Origin of the sequence: Microbacterium sp. WCS2018Hpa-9 (genome assembly GCF_031843745.1) — a bacterium.
Classification (GTDB): domain Bacteria; phylum Actinomycetota; class Actinomycetes; order Actinomycetales; family Microbacteriaceae; genus Microbacterium.
The window spans coordinates 1-15,561 of the sequence record NZ_JAVTIY010000015.1; the positions used below are offsets into that span (position 1 = coordinate 1).

At 67.8% G+C, this 15,561-nt stretch carries 11 protein-coding genes; 3 read left to right on the forward strand and 8 right to left on the reverse strand.

The genetic code is table 11. The features are described 5' to 3' along the window. Positions 1-124 precede the first annotated feature (124 nt). Positions 125-421: a hypothetical protein gene (locus RQG82_RS19915; protein ID WP_311260520.1), complete on the forward strand. Its 297-nt coding sequence runs from the start codon at positions 125-127 to the stop codon at positions 419-421. A 147-nt stretch (positions 422-568) separates the two neighbouring features. Here RQG82_RS19915 and RQG82_RS19920 read toward each other — a convergent pair whose 3' ends face one another. Beyond that, positions 569-1,615 (reverse strand): NAD(P)-dependent alcohol dehydrogenase, encoded by a 1,047-nt coding sequence (locus RQG82_RS19920; protein ID WP_311260521.1) that lies wholly within the window; start codon positions 1,613-1,615, stop codon positions 569-571. Between the two features lie 126 nt (positions 1,616-1,741). Here RQG82_RS19920 and RQG82_RS19925 point away from each other — a divergent pair, with 126 nt between their 5' ends. Then, positions 1,742-2,782, forward strand: coding sequence for a hypothetical protein (locus RQG82_RS19925; protein WP_311260522.1), 1,041 nt, complete (start codon positions 1,742-1,744; stop codon positions 2,780-2,782). A 194-nt stretch (positions 2,783-2,976) separates the two neighbouring features. Here RQG82_RS19925 and RQG82_RS19930 read toward each other — a convergent pair whose 3' ends face one another. The 6 genes from RQG82_RS19930 to RQG82_RS19955 all read right to left on the reverse strand — a co-directional run bounded on the left by RQG82_RS19930 (position 2,977) and on the right by RQG82_RS19955 (position 11,995). Beyond that, on the reverse strand, positions 2,977-5,046 hold the full coding sequence (locus tag RQG82_RS19930; RefSeq protein ID WP_311260523.1) for an acyl-CoA dehydrogenase: 2,070 nt from the start codon (positions 5,044-5,046) through the stop codon (positions 2,977-2,979). A gap of 152 nt (positions 5,047-5,198) precedes the next feature. Beyond that, the gene (locus RQG82_RS19935; RefSeq protein WP_311260524.1) at positions 5,199-6,452 is read right to left on the reverse strand and encodes an HTTM domain-containing protein; all 1,254 of its coding nucleotides are present in this window, start codon (positions 6,450-6,452) and stop codon (positions 5,199-5,201) included. Continuing rightward, complete coding sequence (locus tag RQG82_RS19940; protein WP_311260525.1) at positions 6,449-7,264, reverse strand: DUF5819 family protein; 816 nt, start codon at positions 7,262-7,264, stop codon at positions 6,449-6,451. The genes RQG82_RS19935 and RQG82_RS19940 overlap by 4 nt, the downstream gene beginning before the upstream one ends. A gap of 74 nt (positions 7,265-7,338) precedes the next feature. After that, entirely contained in the window at positions 7,339-8,769 is a 1,431-nt protein-coding gene (locus tag RQG82_RS19945) for a hypothetical protein (RefSeq protein ID WP_311260526.1), read from the reverse strand. A gap of 164 nt (positions 8,770-8,933) precedes the next feature. After that, a complete protein-coding gene (locus tag RQG82_RS19950; protein WP_311260527.1) occupies positions 8,934-10,694 on the reverse strand; it encodes a glycoside hydrolase family 3 N-terminal domain-containing protein in 1,761 nt (586 codons plus the stop codon). 2 nt (positions 10,695-10,696) lie between these two features. Further along, positions 10,697-11,995 (reverse strand): MFS transporter, encoded by a 1,299-nt coding sequence (locus tag RQG82_RS19955; protein WP_311260528.1) that lies wholly within the window; start codon positions 11,993-11,995, stop codon positions 10,697-10,699. 136 nt (positions 11,996-12,131) lie between these two features. Here RQG82_RS19955 and RQG82_RS19960 point away from each other — a divergent pair, with 136 nt between their 5' ends. After that, positions 12,132-13,415, forward strand: a complete 1,284-nt coding sequence (locus tag RQG82_RS19960) for a TetR/AcrR family transcriptional regulator (RefSeq protein ID WP_311260529.1) — start codon at positions 12,132-12,134, stop codon at positions 13,413-13,415. 36 nt (positions 13,416-13,451) lie between these two features. Here RQG82_RS19960 and recQ read toward each other — a convergent pair whose 3' ends face one another. Continuing rightward, positions 13,452-15,530, reverse strand: coding sequence for a DNA helicase RecQ (recQ, locus tag RQG82_RS19965; protein ID WP_311260530.1), 2,079 nt, complete (start codon positions 15,528-15,530; stop codon positions 13,452-13,454). Positions 15,531-15,561: the final 31 nt, after the last annotated feature.

A 15,561-nucleotide genomic window follows, 5' to 3' on the forward strand; every position in this document is an offset into this window, starting at 1 on the left:
CTAGTCAACCGAGGGCCGCCGACATTCGAGACCCGAAACCACCCCTATTTACCCCTGTTCAACGCCATATTCCAATCTCCCGATACAGCGCGGACTCGTCGCACCGACGGCGCAAGAAGACCGCGTGAAATGTGACGACGAGAGCCGGAAGGAAGACGAGAGAGAAGGGGACGAGAAAAGAAGCCCAGACAAGAAGGAGAGAAGACGAGAGAAGAAGTCCAGAGAAGAAGACGAGAGAAGAAGGAGAGAAGCCCAGACAAGAAGGAGAGAAGACGAGAGAAGAAGACGAGAGACGAGAAGAGAAGCGGCGAGAAGAGGAGAGCGGGAGAGGGTGAAAGAAAGGAGCGAGGGAGCAGATGAGAAGAAAAAGAGCGAGCGCGAGAGCCAGCAGATGAGAAGAAGAGAGCGAGCGCGCGGGTGACAAGAAAGGAGCGAGGGAGCAGGCGAGGAGCAGGAACGGACGTTGGCCAGTGACGTAGATCTCGGAGAACGAGAGCACCGCGAGAACGAGCCGAAGAACATAAAGAACCCCCGGAGTGTGAACACCCCGGGGGTTCCCCTTCGAACGTCAGTCCGCGAAGGTCTTGGCGTCGATCACGAAGCGGTACCGCACATCAGAGGCGAGCACCCGGTCGTAGGCCTCGTTGATCTGCGCGGCCGAGATGACCTCGATCTCGGAGGCGATGCCGTGCTCGGCGCAGAAGTCGAGCATCTCCTGGGTCTCCTGGATGCCGCCGATGTTCGATCCGGCGAGCGACCGACGTCCGCCGATCAACGACGAGACGTTGACCGAGAGCGGTTCTGCGGGGGCTCCGACGCAGACCATCGACCCACCCACATCGAGCAGGCCGAGGTAGGAGCGCAGGTCGACGACGGCGCTGACGGTGTTCAGGATCACGTCGAAGGATCCGCGCAGTGAGCGGAACGTCTCGGGGTCGCTCGTCGCGTAGTAGTGGTCGGCACCGAGTCGCAGGCCGTCATCCTTCTTGTTGAGGGTCTGCGAGAGCACGGTCACCTCGGCGCCGAGCGCATGGGCGATCTGCACGCCCATGTGGCCGAGTCCGCCGAGTCCGACGACTGCCACCCGCGTGCCAGGGCCGACGTTCCAGTGGCGCAGCGGTGAGTACGTGGTGATGCCGGCGCAGAGCAAGGGTGCGGCGACGTCGAGCGCGAGCGCATCGGGGATGCGGACGGCGAACGACTCGGTCACGACGACCTGCTCGGAGTATCCGCCCTGCGTGACGGTGCCGTCACGGTCGGTGCTGCCATAGGTGAAGACAGCGCCGTTGGAGCAGAACTGCTCGTCTCCACGCTGGCAGTTGCGGCATTCTCCGCATGAGTTCACGAGACATCCGACCCCGACGCGGTCGCCGACGGAGTGCTTCGTGACGTCGGCCCCGACGGCGGCGACGGTGCCGGCGATCTCGTGGCCCGGCGCGAGCGGATAGCTCTGCGGGCCCCAGTCACCGCGCACGGTGTGGATGTCGGAGTGGCAGATTCCGGCGAATGCGATGTCGATCAGGATGTCGTTCGGGCCGAGTTCGCGACGCTCGATGACGGTCTTCTCGAGCGGTGCGGCTTCGCTGGGTGCGGCGTAGGCGTTAACACGGGTCATCTCGGACTCCTCGGGTCGGTTCGGGTGGGCCAGATCGACACTACCCGCGCCGCACTGTGCGCCAACCCTGTGCGCCATCCCTGTGCGATCGATACGTTGGTGCTACGACTCCGGAGGGGAAGTCCCATGCACCGCTCGACCTTGACCGCCCGCCTGATCACCAGCGTGATCGCTCTGGTGCTCACGCCCATCGCTCTGATCCTGCTGTCTGTCGGCGGACAGACCATGATCCTCACGTTCTTCGCGTACGCCAGCGACGGCGATCTCGCGTCGCTGATCGGTCCTCTGCTGCTGCAGATCCTCGGCCTCGCCCTGCTCATCCTCGTCGTCCTCACCGGCGTCTGGAGTTCAGCCGGCCTGATCGTCATCGGCGTCGTCAGCATTGTGCCGCTGATCGTCGCCGTCTTCCCCGTGACCCTGCCATGGCTCTATGGCATCGCGCCCCGGGAGTGGGTCGAGGGCTTCGTGTACGGCCTCCCTCTCGTGGTGCTCGCCGCGCTCGGGGCGATGGGACTGGTGCTCACCCTCGTGCGCCGCGATCCTCGACCGAAGGGCGCCGCACTGGGCGTGATCGGACTCATCGCCACCCTGCTGCTGCTCGCCGGAGGCGCCTGGGCGATCACGTGGGGAATCGCCGAGGGAACGCTGTTCGCCCTGCAGCGGTTCGAGTTCGACGTGCGCCCCGCGCCCGCCCTGGCGATCGTCGTCGGCACGCTGCTCGTGATCGCCGGCATCACCGTGACCCGCTGGTCGCGGTTCGCCCTCGTCCTTCCCGCCCTCGTGCTCGTCGTCGGCAGCATCCTGCTCGTCGTGGCCCGCGATGCGGTGATGTCTGCGCTCTTCGAGCTGCCGCGAGGGATGAACACCGTCGTGCCGAGCCTCCTTCTCTACGGCGGAGGAGCTGCAGCCGGACTCATCTATCTGACCTTCACAGCGGTGCTGCTGCGCGTCGGCGCTCATGCGCGATCGACAGGAGCGACCGGAGCCCCGGCTACCGATAGCCCGGTGCCGGCGCAGTACCCGCCGGCACCGTACCCTGCCGCGCAGTACCCACCAGCGCAATACCCGCCCGCACAGTACTCACCAGCGCCGACGCAGCAGCAGTATCCGCCGGCCCCGGGCCAGCAACCTCCCGCTGCGCCGTTCCCGCCCCAGCCCGGCTCGTGACTCACGGAGCCGCCGCACGGCGGTCGCTCGGATAGGACGCCTCGACAGCACAGGCCACCCGGCACAGCGATCCGGGCACAAGCCGCCGAGGCGCAGCGATCCGGGCACAAGCCACTGCGGCGGCGGCTCAGACACAGAGAACCGGCCGGAATCCCCCGATTCCGGCCGGTTCTCTGTGTTCCGCGAATGCCGAGTCAGCGCTTGGCGTTCTTCTTCAGCGTCTTCTCCAGCACAGGCGCATCGCCGGATGCTGCGAGCGCGGCGTAGTACGCGCGGGCTTCGTCCTGGCGCTCTCGCTCAGCACCCGAGGCGATCGGCGCGCGGACGTGCTCGGGCTCGTATCCGAACGCGTCGACCAGGTCGAGGGCATACGGGCGGAGCCGGGCGCACAGGCGGTCGATGTACCGCGAGACCGCGGCGGCGCGCTGCGTCGAGAGGCGGCCGTTGATGAGGTGCCATGCGAGGTGCTTCTCGATGAGCTGCAGGCCGAACAGGTCGCGCAGCCAGGTGAGCACCTTCTTCGTGTCGGCGTCTTCGACCCGGTGCACGGCGTCGGTGAACGCCTCCCACTGCAGCAGCTCGCCGTGTGCGCGGGCCGCCTCGATCAGCTCGGCCTGGTTCTCGTTGAACAACTTGGCGCCGAGCACCTTGTCCTTGCCCGCTGGGCGCAGTCGGCCGGCGATGTCGGCGATCATCTGCTGCACGCGCTCGGCGAGCAGCAGATGCTGCTGCTCCTCGCGCAGGCCGTTCTCGACCGAACGGGCGACCTGACCAAAGTCGGCGACCGACTGCCCGAACTGACGCAGGCCGGCGCCGTGGAACAGCTTGCCTGCGGTCATCCCGACGGCGAACTTGGCCAGAGCCGCGGCATCCTTGCCTGTGAACTGCTTCGCGTAGTCGGTCAGCAGACGCTTGCCGACGAGCTGGAGCAGCACGTTGTTGTCACCCTCGAATGTGACGTAGATGTCGAGGTCGGCCCGGAGCCCGACGAGGCGGTTCTCGAACATGAAGCCAGCGCCGCCACAGGCCTCGCGCGCCTCCTGCAGCGTGTCGAGCGCGTGCCAGGTCGAGAGCGACTTGAGCGCCGCCGCGAGGGTCTCGAGATCCTCGCGGTCTTCGGGTGTGTCGATGCGACCCGAGAACACACCGTCGAACTTCTGCAGGAACTCGTCGTGCGCGAAGATCTGCGCATAGGTCGTCGCGAGCCGCGGGAACAGGCGTCGCTGGTGCTTGCCGTAGTCGAGGAGCACGACCTCCTGCCCGTCCGCCCCATCGAACTGGCGGCGCTGCGTGGCATACGTGATCGCGATCTTCAGACCCAGGGCGGAGGCCCAGCAGGCTGCGCCGTCGAGCGAGACGCGCCCCTGCACGAGCGTGCCGAGCATGGTGAAGAAGCGACGGCCGGGGCTGTCGATCGCGCTCGAGTAGGTGCCGTCGACCGCGACGTCGCCGTACTTGTTGAGCAGGTTCGTGCGGGGAACGCGCACGTGGTCGAAGCTCAGACGGCCGTTGTCGATGCCGTTCAGCCCGCCCTTGAGGCCGTCGTCCTCGCGGCCGATGCCTGGCAGGTCGACGCCGTCATCGCCACGAAGCGGCACATAGAAGCAGTGCACGCCGTGATTGACGCCGTTCGTGATCAGCTGGGCGAACACGGTCGCAGCGACTCCGTGCAGAGCGGCGTTGCCGAGGTACTCCTTGGTCGCGCCGCGGAACGGCGTGTTGATCACGAACTCCTCGGTGCTCGGGTCGTACGTCGCGGTCGTGCCGACCGCGGCCACGTCGGAGCCGTGCCCGATCTCGGTCATCGCGAAGGCGCCGGGGATCGAGAGGTCCATGACGCCGGGCAGCCACTTCTCGTGGTGCTCCGTCGTGCCGAGCTGCAGGATCGCTGAGCCGAACAGACCCCACTGCACACCCGACTTGATCTGCAGGCTGGGATCGGCGACGACGAGCTCCTCGAAGCCGGCGATGTTCCCGCCGTTGTCGTCCGAGCCGCCGAGCGACGTCGGGAACGCACGGTGCACGGCCTTGTTGTCGACCAGCAGGTGCAGCTGGCTGAGCACGCGCTCGCGGTGCTCGTCCTTGCCCAGCTCGTCCTTGCGCCAGAACGCCGAGTCCTTGATCATCTCGCGCGCCTCGCGGCGGGTGTCGGCCCAGGTGCCCATCAGCAGGTCGGTGACCCGGGCGACGTCGAACTGCAGGTTCGCGTCCGCGTTGTCGGTGTGGGGGCGAGTCGTCTTCGGACGGACGGCGGCGTCGACCATGAGCGTTCCTCTCAGAGGGAAGTAGGGATGCTCTCATGGTAGGTCTGCCACAACCATGAGCGAAGTGCTCTGTACGCATCCTCTAACGAGGTGCGGGCGCATCTCCCTGGCGGATTGTCGTCAGACGACAGTCCGGTCCGCTGCGACTGCCGTCAGACCTCGGCGCGTGCGGGGGTGGGTGGCGCGGTCTGGGCCTGCTCCCAACGCCTTCTCGTGCCCGAGCTCAGACGCGCCCAGGTCCGATCGCGGATGAAGATCGAGTCGATCGCGATCATCGTCAGCGAGAACCAGGGCAGTCCCATCAGCACGCCGATGCCGATGTGGAAAGAGAGTATGCCGATCAGACCGATGAGGCGCGTCGGCCGCGTGAGCAGCATCAGCGGGAACGCCACCTGCAGGATGATCGACCCCCAAGTCGCGGCGACGACCATCGGCCCCCACGTCGTGACGAGGTCGCTCAGCACCGGCCACGTGCCGAAGCGAGCGGTCTGCAGCGGGTTGTAGACCGCGTAGCCCTCCTCCCACGGCGCACCGCCGGCTTTGTACAGAGCACCCGAGGCGTAGACGAAGCACACCTGGGCGGTGAGCGCCACGAGGGCCAGATTGTGGAAGACAGTGCCCAGAAGAGCCGGCTGGCTTGCCGGGGCGAACCACTCTCCCTTCTTCGCGCGACGCTTGGCGTCGAGCGACCAGCGCGCGGCGGGGTCGGCGAAGAACAACAGCAGCAGCGCGATGCGGAACATGTTGTCGCCCTGGTCACCCACCATGTCGTTGGCCTCGATGAACCCCACCCACAGGCAGAAGAACACGGGAAGGACGATCCTGAAGCGCCAGCCCAGCACGAACAGCACAGCCAGCACACCGAGCAGCAGATAGAGAGCGGTATAGAGGACGTCGTTGCCCATCGCCGCGTGGAACGCGCTGAAGATCCAGATCTTCGGGAACTCGCTGACGGGTTCGGCGAGCTCGCCGTTCCACGCCGACCCGGAGCCGAACGTATAGAGACGAGTGCTGAAGTTCGACGCGAGCAGGCCGATGGCCGTGATGCCGAAGAGGATGCGGGTGACCGCCAGGCCGTAGAGGGCCTTCTTGCCGTTGAAGAGCCAGTCGCCCACGAACGCCGAGATCCGGTCGATCGCCGAGAGGACCATCGCCCACAGACCGCCGATCATCGACGAGGCGAAGCTCAGCAGACGCGTCACCAACGATCGAGGCGGCTGCGATGTCGGCTGCGACGTCGGCTGCGATGTCGGTGACGGCGAAAGGGGTGGCGAGACCGACGGAGCGGGAGCAGCGGGCGCGGATGCAGGGGCGGGCGCCGTCACCGACGAGCGGACGGCCTGAGGCCCGGCATCCTTCCTCTTCTTCGCGTCTCCCTTGGGCGCGGTCCTGATCGGCGCGCTCACGGCTGGATCCTCTCGAACTGGGCGCGGAAGGTGTCGGCGAAGTTCTCGCGACTCTGCCCTTCCTCTTCTACAGGCAGTCGCCACCCGGTCGTCGAGAACGTGGGATCGGGGCGCTGTGCGCTCGGATCATTGCGGTCGGCATAGGGGACGACGTTCTGGCGGCTCACTCTGTACTGCACCTTGATGACCGCATCAGCGCCCCAGATCGCATAGGCCACCTGAGTGGCGTAGGCGGTGGAGAGATGCTCCTCGGCCATATACGCCTCGGTCGACGGGTTCTCGCCCTCGAGCTCGTCGAACGAGCGGGCCATCCACTCCTCCCAGTCCTCTTCGGCGAAGTCGAGACCCACGACGGCCTTCTGATCATCGTTCAGCTTGTTGAACGCGTTCATCTGTCCGCTCGCGACCTCACTCGACTGGATGCCGGCGCGAGGCGGGAACAGGTTGTAGCGGATCATCGAGAGCTCGACGTCGGTGGCGCTCACCCATCCGGTCTCGATCTCCTGGCCGTCCTTCTCTATGACGGCGCGGACGTTGAAGTGGTAGTCGCCGTTGATCGGCTCGGGAGCGAAGACGCTCCACGACTGACCGAACATGGGCAGCATGTATCCGGCGAGGACCTCCTGTGTGGGGATCTCCCGCAGTGCCGAGTACGGCGCTATCCAGAGGAACGACGCACCCACGTGCCACAGGGTGAGCAGACAGGCGGCGAACGCGATGAGCTTCACCCACCAGGTCGGGCGCGGTCGCGGGGCGGTCACGGCAGTCGCCGCATCCTGCACTTCCGGTGAGGTCTCAGTCATCGTGCTCATCCACATCCTTCTCACCGCTGAAGGTCGGGGCCGCCGCTGCGACGGCCCCGACCTCTCAGCGTTCCTGCACTGCGTTACTCCGTCTGGACGTGCGGCCGTCTGGAACGCGCGATCCTCGTCATTCCGAGCCCGAGCATCAGCAGCAGAGCCGCCAGCGCGATCCACCCGCCCTGGATCTCACCACCGGTGGTGGCGAGGCCCGAGGCCACGACCTGGAACGAGGCCGAGACGCTGCCGGAGGTCGCTCCGGTCAGGGTCACCGCGTGGGTTCCGAGGTCGGTGCTCGACGGGATGGTCCAGGTGAAGGTGACCGTGCCCTGCGCATCGGCGACCTTGGTCCCCAGTGCGATCGGCTCGGAGGTCATCACTCCGGTGACGGACTCGCCGGGCTTGAACCCGGTGCCGACCGCCGTCTGCTTCTCGCCGCGCTCCAGAACCGGGTTCTTGATCGTGATGGCGATCTTGCCGGTCGGGTCTGCATCAGCATCAGCATCAGCGGATGCCGAGGCTTCAGCCGTCGGATCCGCCGCCGCCGACGCGTCAGCCGTGGCCGAGACATCAGCTGCAGCCGATGCAGACGCCGTGGCCGACGACGAGGCGTTGGCCGCCGCAGCCGCCGACGCGTTCGGGTCGGCATCGGCCGAAGCCGAGGCGTCAGCCGCACTCGTCGAGGTCGCGTCGTTCTGCGCCGCCGCCTGAGCAGCCGCCGCCGAAGCCGCCGACGCGTTCGCGTCCGCGGTGGCAGTGGTCGAAGCATCCGTGGATGCGTCGTCCGTGGCCGCCGCCGAAGCCGCTGCATCAGCCGTCACGTCAGCCGCCGCCGAAGCGGAACTCGTCGCGTCAGCCAGTGCCGCAGCAACCGCTGCCGCCTGCGCCGAGGCGTTGCTGTCGTCATCAGCCTGAGCCGACGCCGCAGCAGATGCCGAAGCGTTGGTCTCGGCCTCAGCCGTCGGATCCGCCGCCGCCGATGCGTCAGCCGTGGCCACCGCGTCAGAGGAGGCATCGGTCGACGCGCTGGCGACAGCCGCCGCACTCGCGTTCGATGCTGCGCTTGTCGAGGCATCGGACGTCGCCGAGGCCTCGGCCGCGGTGTCCGTCGTCGCGTCGGCCAGCGCCGCGGCCTGAGCCGCGATCGCCGCTCCGGCGTTCGCCTCAGATGTCGCGTCGGCCGTCGCGGCCGTCGACGACGTCGCCGTCGCCGCCGATTCCGCCGCAGCCTCGGCAGCCGGGTCAGCCGCAGCCGACCCCTCTGCAGTGGCATCCGCGAAGGCCGCAGCCTGTGCGGATGCTTCAGCGGTCGCATCGGTCGAGGCGTCGGCGTTCGCCGAAGCGGATGCCGAAGCCGCCGCGTTCGTGTTCGCCGCAGCCTCAGACGAGGCGTCGGTCGACGAGTCCGTCGTCGCCGCCGACTCAGAAGAGGCCGCGGAGTTCGACTCCGCCGCCGTCGACGCATCCGCGTTCACGTCATCTGACGCGTCGGCCTGGGCCGCCGCCTGCGCGGCCACCGCCGACGCGTCTCGCCGCAACCGGTCGGCAGGTTGATTCCCGGGATCACGTTTCTGCGGACGAAAGGCCACCTCCGCAGCACGCCGCCGCAGGACTCCTCACACGACGAAGACCGCCCCACAGGTCGATGCCTGCGGGGCGGTCTCGGAGGGTCGGGCGATGGCTAGAGCGTGAGCCCGTGGCCGAATCGGAAGAGCGGATCCGCCGTGTCGAAGGGCACGTCCGGGCGGGACGCGACGACCGCCGCCATCGACCGCGGCAGGTCGAACGGCAGCCTGCCCTGCGCACTCGCGACGCCGCTCAGCACATCGAGCAGCGCGGCCCCGGAGACGCCCCAATTGACCGTGACGGCAGCTGCGACATCCGTGACGGGCTCGAGGATCGGGGGGCGATCCGCGAGAACGTCGACCACGGTCGGAACGGCTTGTGCGATCGCACGCACGTGGTCGAGCACCTCGTCGGAGAACTCGAGCGAGCCCGCGTGGAAGAAGTTCTCGAACGTGGTGTCGCGCTGCTCGAACGGGGCCTGCAGACGGATGACCGCGAGGTCGGCCTCGGCCGGCGTCGCGACGACCACGCCGTAGGCCGCGGCGACCTCGGCGTCGATCCCTTCGACGTAGAGCGTGAGCCCGGTGGTGAACGGCAGCGCCCCGTCGTTCGTCAGGACCGTGACGGAGGCTCGTTGGGCTGCCTCTCCCGCTGCACGGAACTCGGCGCGTCCGACGATCTCGTCAGCCGCGTCCTCGTCGACGAACGGGGCCTCGAAGAGCCCGAGCTCGAACTTCTCGCGCAGGATCCGTCGGGCCGAGACGTCGAGCCTGTCTTCCGAGACGGAGCCCTCGGCGATGAGTTCCAGCAGCAGCTCGGGGCAGTCCTCGCCGCCGAACTGGTCGACGCCGGCATCCAGCACTTTGAGCATGCGCTCGCGCGGCGTCAGGTCTTCGACACCCCATGCGCGGGCGGGGAACGGCTGCCCGAAGATCTCGGCATCGTTGATCAGCCCCCAGTCGGTGCAGACGAGGCCGTCGAACCCGAACCGCTCGCGCAGAAGTCCTGTGATGACCGACCTGTTGAAGCCGAACCCGACCTCCTCGTACTCGGTGCCGACAGGCATGCCGTAGTACGGCATCATCTGTCGGGTGCCCGCGGCGAGGGCGTCTTCGAAGGGCTTGAGGTGCAGCTCGAACTCGCCGCCCGGGTAGACCTGCTCGCGGCCGTAAGGGAAGTGCGGATCCTCACCATCGAGCTGCGGACCGCCGCCGGGGAAGTGCTTGGTCATGGTCGATACGGACCCAGGGCCGAAGGACTCCCCTTGGAAGCCACGGATATATGCCGCTCCGAGAATGCCCGTCAGCTCGGGGTCCTCCCCGAAGGTCGCGGTCTGCCGCGCCCACCGCGGTTCGGTGGCGAGATCGACCTGCGGATGGAGCGCCACGCGCAGTCCGACTGCCGTATATTCCTGCCGGGCGATATCAGCGAACCGTTGGACCAGCTCAGGGTCGCGGGTAGCGGCGAGACCGAGCGTCTCTGGCCACTGCGAGAACGGCCCGGCGAGGATCGACGCGCCGGGGTTCTCGCTGAACGAGTGCCGCGGGTCGGTCGACAGCGTGACAGGGATGCCGAGACGGGTCGAGGCGGCGAGCCGCTGCAGCTCGTTCTGCCATGCCGCGATCTCGCGCCCGGTGGGCGCGGCGCCGAGCAGATTGAAGTGCGTCATGTTCTTGCCCTCGACGAACTCGCGCGCGCTGGGCGTGCCGAAGATCGGATTCGCCTCGTCGAGGTCGCCGATCGCGATCATCGTGTGGAAGAACAGCCCGGCCTTCTCCGCGACGGTCATCTCATCGATGAGCAGCTGCACCCGCTCATCGATCGTCAGTCTCGTATCGAGCCACGGTCTTGCGGTGATCACCTCTGTGTTCGTCATGGTCACTTGACTCCCTTGATGCGGTAGACGAGAACGGCGCCCGCGAGAGCGACGAGCGCCCCGAACAGGTACCAGGTGGTGTAGCCGCCGAGCGGGGTCGCTGCGCCGAGCGCGATGATGCTCGGCGCGATGGCGGGAGCGATCGACTGCGGAAGCGCGTTGGCGATGTTCAGCACGCCGAGGTCCTTCGCGACATCGTCGGGGTTCGGCAGCACCTCGGTGGCCAGGGCGAGGTCGACCGACAGGAACGAGCCGGCACCCAGCCCGATGATGGCCTGCGCGACGATGACGACCGGGATCGAGGGCGCGAGCGCCAGGATCACGAGACCGACGACCATGATCACTCCCGCGATCGCGACGAACGGTCGACGCTTGCCGATCTTGTCCGACAGGAACCCTCCGAGCGGAGCGGAGATGGCCATGGCGGCCATCGATGCGAGGTTCGCGATGAGGATCGTGCCGACCGCCCCCTGCTCGTCGAGCTCGAACTTGTTGACGAGGTACAGCGGAAGGAAGGTGGCGATGCCCGCATAGCCGAACATGACGAAGAACTTGGTCAGCCAGGTCCATCCGAAGTCCGGGTGCTTGCGGGGGTTGAACACGAACGAGCCGAAGAACGTGCCGACCGTGAAGCGTGTGGCCGGCTTCTCGGTGAGTCGACGGTCCTTCAGGGTGAGCACGAAGACGACCACGAGGATCAGGGCGATCGCACCCGGGACGAAGAACCGCTCGAAGTCACCGGGCAGGAAGTTCACGATGAAACTGCCGGCGAGGATGCCGATCGGCGTCGTGATGCCGACGATGCCCGAGACCTTGCCGCGACTCGAGACCGGCACCTGATCGGGCAGTGTGGCGTTGGCTGCGGCGAGCACCGCGTTCATCGACGCCTGCACGAGGCACCAGGCCAGCAGCACGACGAGCACCGAGGTCGCGGCTCCGATGATCGCGAATCCGCCGAGGCCGACGATCGCGCCGCCGAGGATCCAGGGGCGACGCATGCCCCACTTCGAGGTCGTGCGGTCGGAGAGACGCCCGACCAGGGGGTTCGCGATGAGCGCGAACGCGGCACCGACACCCATCACGAGTCCGAGGCTTCCCTCGGTGTTCACCGGGTCGAGGCGCTGGATCTTGAACGCCATCGACACCATGACCGGGGTGAGAAGCGCCAGGTAGACGCCGAAGTTCACGGCGGCGAGTCCGGGGGTGTATCCGCGGGGCGTCTTCAGCGGCGTGGTGCCGGGGACTTTGAAGCCGGTGGTACCGACGGCGGCCGCGCTGGCGGCCGATGACAGCTCTGTCACGGGGGATCCTTTCGGGGCAAAGGTTCGTCGATCATCTGCGATCGGACGTGAGGAAGACGATACACGAATCTCGACCGTTTGGTAAGTGAATGTCTACCGACTGGTAATGAGGGAGAATGAGGGGGAAGGGGGAGCGATGACGACAGCGACGACGACGGGCTCGCGTCAGGCGCGCGCCGCGGCCACGCGCCTGCGGATCGTGGATGCCGCCCGCGAGCTGTTCGTCTCGAACGGCTACCGCTCGACCTCCCTGCGCGACATCGCCGCCGCGGCATCCGTGAGCCACCCCGGGCTCCTCGGCCACTTCGCCTCGAAAGACGACCTGCTCGCCGAAGTCGTCGCCGGGTTCGAGGAGGAGAACGAGAGGGCGTTCGATCTGCTCGGCGCCGCGACGGATTCCGGAGAGCTGATCTTCGCCGACGTCGCACGGCGCAACGCGCACACCCCGGGCTACCTCGAACTCTTCGCGGCACTCACGGGCGAGGCGTCGGCACCCGAGCATCCGGCCCACGAGCGGATGCGGCATCGCTACGCCCGCCTTCGTGCACTGAGCTCGGAGGTGCTCGAAGACGCGGCGCTGCACGGCACCATCGACGCCTGCCGGGATGTGTCAGATGAGACCACCCGCCACATGGCCGGCTGGGACGGACTGCAGCTGATCTCGCAGTACCTTCCCGACCGCGTCGACGTCGTGCAGATGCTCGAGGAGCGCGAGTCGCTCTGGGCGCTGCCCGTCGGCTGGCGCGACCCCGCTCAGCCCGCACCCGCAGATGTGGCCGCAGGACCGTTGCCCGCCATGTCGGCGGCGCTCGTCGAGAGCTCCGCCGACACCGAGCCCGGCTACGCGGTCGGTCGGCGCCGCCGCGCGCAGATCCTCGCTGACGCGACGCACCTGTTCTCGCGGGGAGGATACGGCGACACCAGCCTCAGCGACATCGCAAAAGCGGTCGGGGTGTCGAAGTCGACGCTCCTGCACCACTACCCCTCGAAAGAGCTGCTGCTGAGTGCCGTGCTCACCGAGCGCGACCGCGCGATCCAGCAGCGGAGCCACGACGAGCATCCCGAGCGAGCCGGAGCCGCGCTGCGCGATCTCCCCGCGGGCGCGCTCGTCAACGCTCTCGATGAGCCGGGCCTGATCGAGGTCTACGCGGTGCTGTCGTGCGAGGCCGTGCCGGCGACCCACCCCGCTCACGACTACTTCACAGTGCGCTTCGAACGCGTCATCGGCCACTTCGCCGAGCTGTTCCGGCTCGCTCAGGTCGACGGAGATCTCTCAGAGCATCGCGACCCCGAGCACGAGGCCGTCTGGCTCGTCGCGATGTGGGATGGGCTGCAGTACCAGTGGCTGTACGACAGGGATGCGGTCGACATCACCGCGCACCTGCGCGCCCATCTCGACGACGTTCTTCCGCTGCGCTGACGCGCGCGACAGCCCTGCTGGGGCCCCGGGCGGAAGTCAGGCCGCGGCGATCACCGCGAGCACGCCCTCGCCATAGGCGTCGCGCTTCTTGGCGCCGATGCCGGTGATGCCGTCGAGGTCGGCCAACGAGGCCGGCCGGTGCTCGGCGAGCGCACGCAGGGTGGCATCGCCGAAGACGATGTAGGCGGGAACCCCCTGCTCCCGTGCGGTCTCGGCACGCCACGCGCGCAGGGCCTCGAACAGAGGGCGATCGCCGGCATCGAGAGCATCCGCAGCACTCGCCTTGCGCGCACGTGGACTGGAAGCCGGCCGCCCGATCGTGTCTTTGCGCAGCGGCACAGGGGTCTCGCCCTTCAGCACGCCGACCGACTGCTCGCCGGGGGCGAGCGTGCCGTAGTCGCCCTGCGCGACGATGATGCCGCGCGCGAGCAGCTGACGTACGACGCTGCGCCAGTCCTGATCCGACAGATCGGCACCGATGCCGTAGGTCGCGAGCTTCTCGTGGCCCTGCTGGCGGATGCGCTCGGTCGAGGCCCCGCGCAGGATGTCGATCAGGTGCCCGGCGCCGAACGATTGATTGCGCTCGCGCTTGAGCCGAACGATCGTCGAGAGCAGCTTCTGCGCGGGAACCAGCCCGTCGAAGGTCTCGACCTGTTCGAGGCAGGTGTCGCAGTTGCCGCACGGCTGCGAATCCTGCCCGAAATAGCCGAGCAGGTTCTGCCTGCGGCACTCGACCGTCTCGCACAGCGCGAGCATCGCGTCGAGATGCTGCCCCATGCGCATCTTGAAGGTGCGATCGCCGGGGCTCTGGTCGATCATGCGCCGCTGCTGCACGACGTCGCCCAGGCCGTAGGCCATCCAGGCGATCGACGGTTCGCCGTCGCGGCCCGCACGACCGGTCTCCTGGTAGTACCCCTCGACGGACTTCGGCAGATCGATATGGGCGACGAAGCGCACATCCGGCTTGTCGATGCCCATGCCGAACGCGATCGTCGCGACCATCACCACACCGTCTTCGCGCAGGAACCGCGACTGGTTCGTCGCACGCACCTCGGCGGGAAGACCCGCGTGGTAGGGCAGGGCGTCGAATCCCTGCGCCGCGAGATAGGTCGCCGTCTGCTCGACCGACTTGCGGCTCAGCGCGTAGACGATGCCCACCGAGCCCTCAGGCTGCGCGCGGATGAAGGAGACCAGCTGCTTGCGGGGATCGACCTTGGGCACGATCCGGTACTGGATGTTGGGCCGGTCGAAACTGGCGACGTAGTGCTTCGCCGTGTCGAGCCGCAGTCGCTCGGTGAGCTCTTTGTGCGTCGCGCGGGTGGCGGTCGCCGTGAGCGCCATGCGAGGAACGCCGGGGAACCGCTCGCCCAGATCGCCGAGTGCGAGGTAGTCGGGGCGGAAGTCGTGACCCCACTGCGACACGCAGTGCGCCTCGTCGATCGCGATGACGCTGAGAGTTCCTCGCTGCAGCAGCGCCGTGGTGTGCGGCGACGAGAGTCGCTCGGGGGCGACGTAGATGAGGTCGAGCTCGCCGGCGACGTACGCCCGTTCGACCTCGCGCCGCTCGTCGATCCCCTGCGTGGAGTTGAGGTACGCGGCGTTGACGCCGTTGGCACGAAGAGCGTCGACCTGATCGTGCATGAGGGCGATGAGCGGGCTGATCACGAGCCCCGTGCCCTCGCGCACGAGAGCGGGAACCTGATAAGTCACGCTCTTTCCGCCACCGGTCGGCATGAGCACGACCGCGTCGCCGCCGCTGATGACCTGATCGACGATCGCGGCCTGGTCGCCGCGGAACTCGTCGTAGCCGAAAACCGTGTGCAGCGCCTCGGCCGCCGACGGATACCGGCTGGGCGTGGCGTGCCGCACCGCGGGAGCGGAGGAGGGAGCGGAGGAGGGCGCGGCGGATGCGGTCGGGCGGGACGCCGACCGCCCGGCCTTCGTCGTCACGGGCGTCACGGGACCGGGGCCCCAGTCGAGCGGAGGCTCGAACCCGGCGCCCTGCGGCTCCCAGTCCATGGGCTCCGGCGGCTCGGAGGGCTCCCACCCTGCGCCGTCCCAGGGCTCGTCTGCGTACGGCAGATCCTCGTACGGGTCACGGGGAGTCTGCGGCATCCCTCCAGCGTAACGACCCCCGCCGACCTCA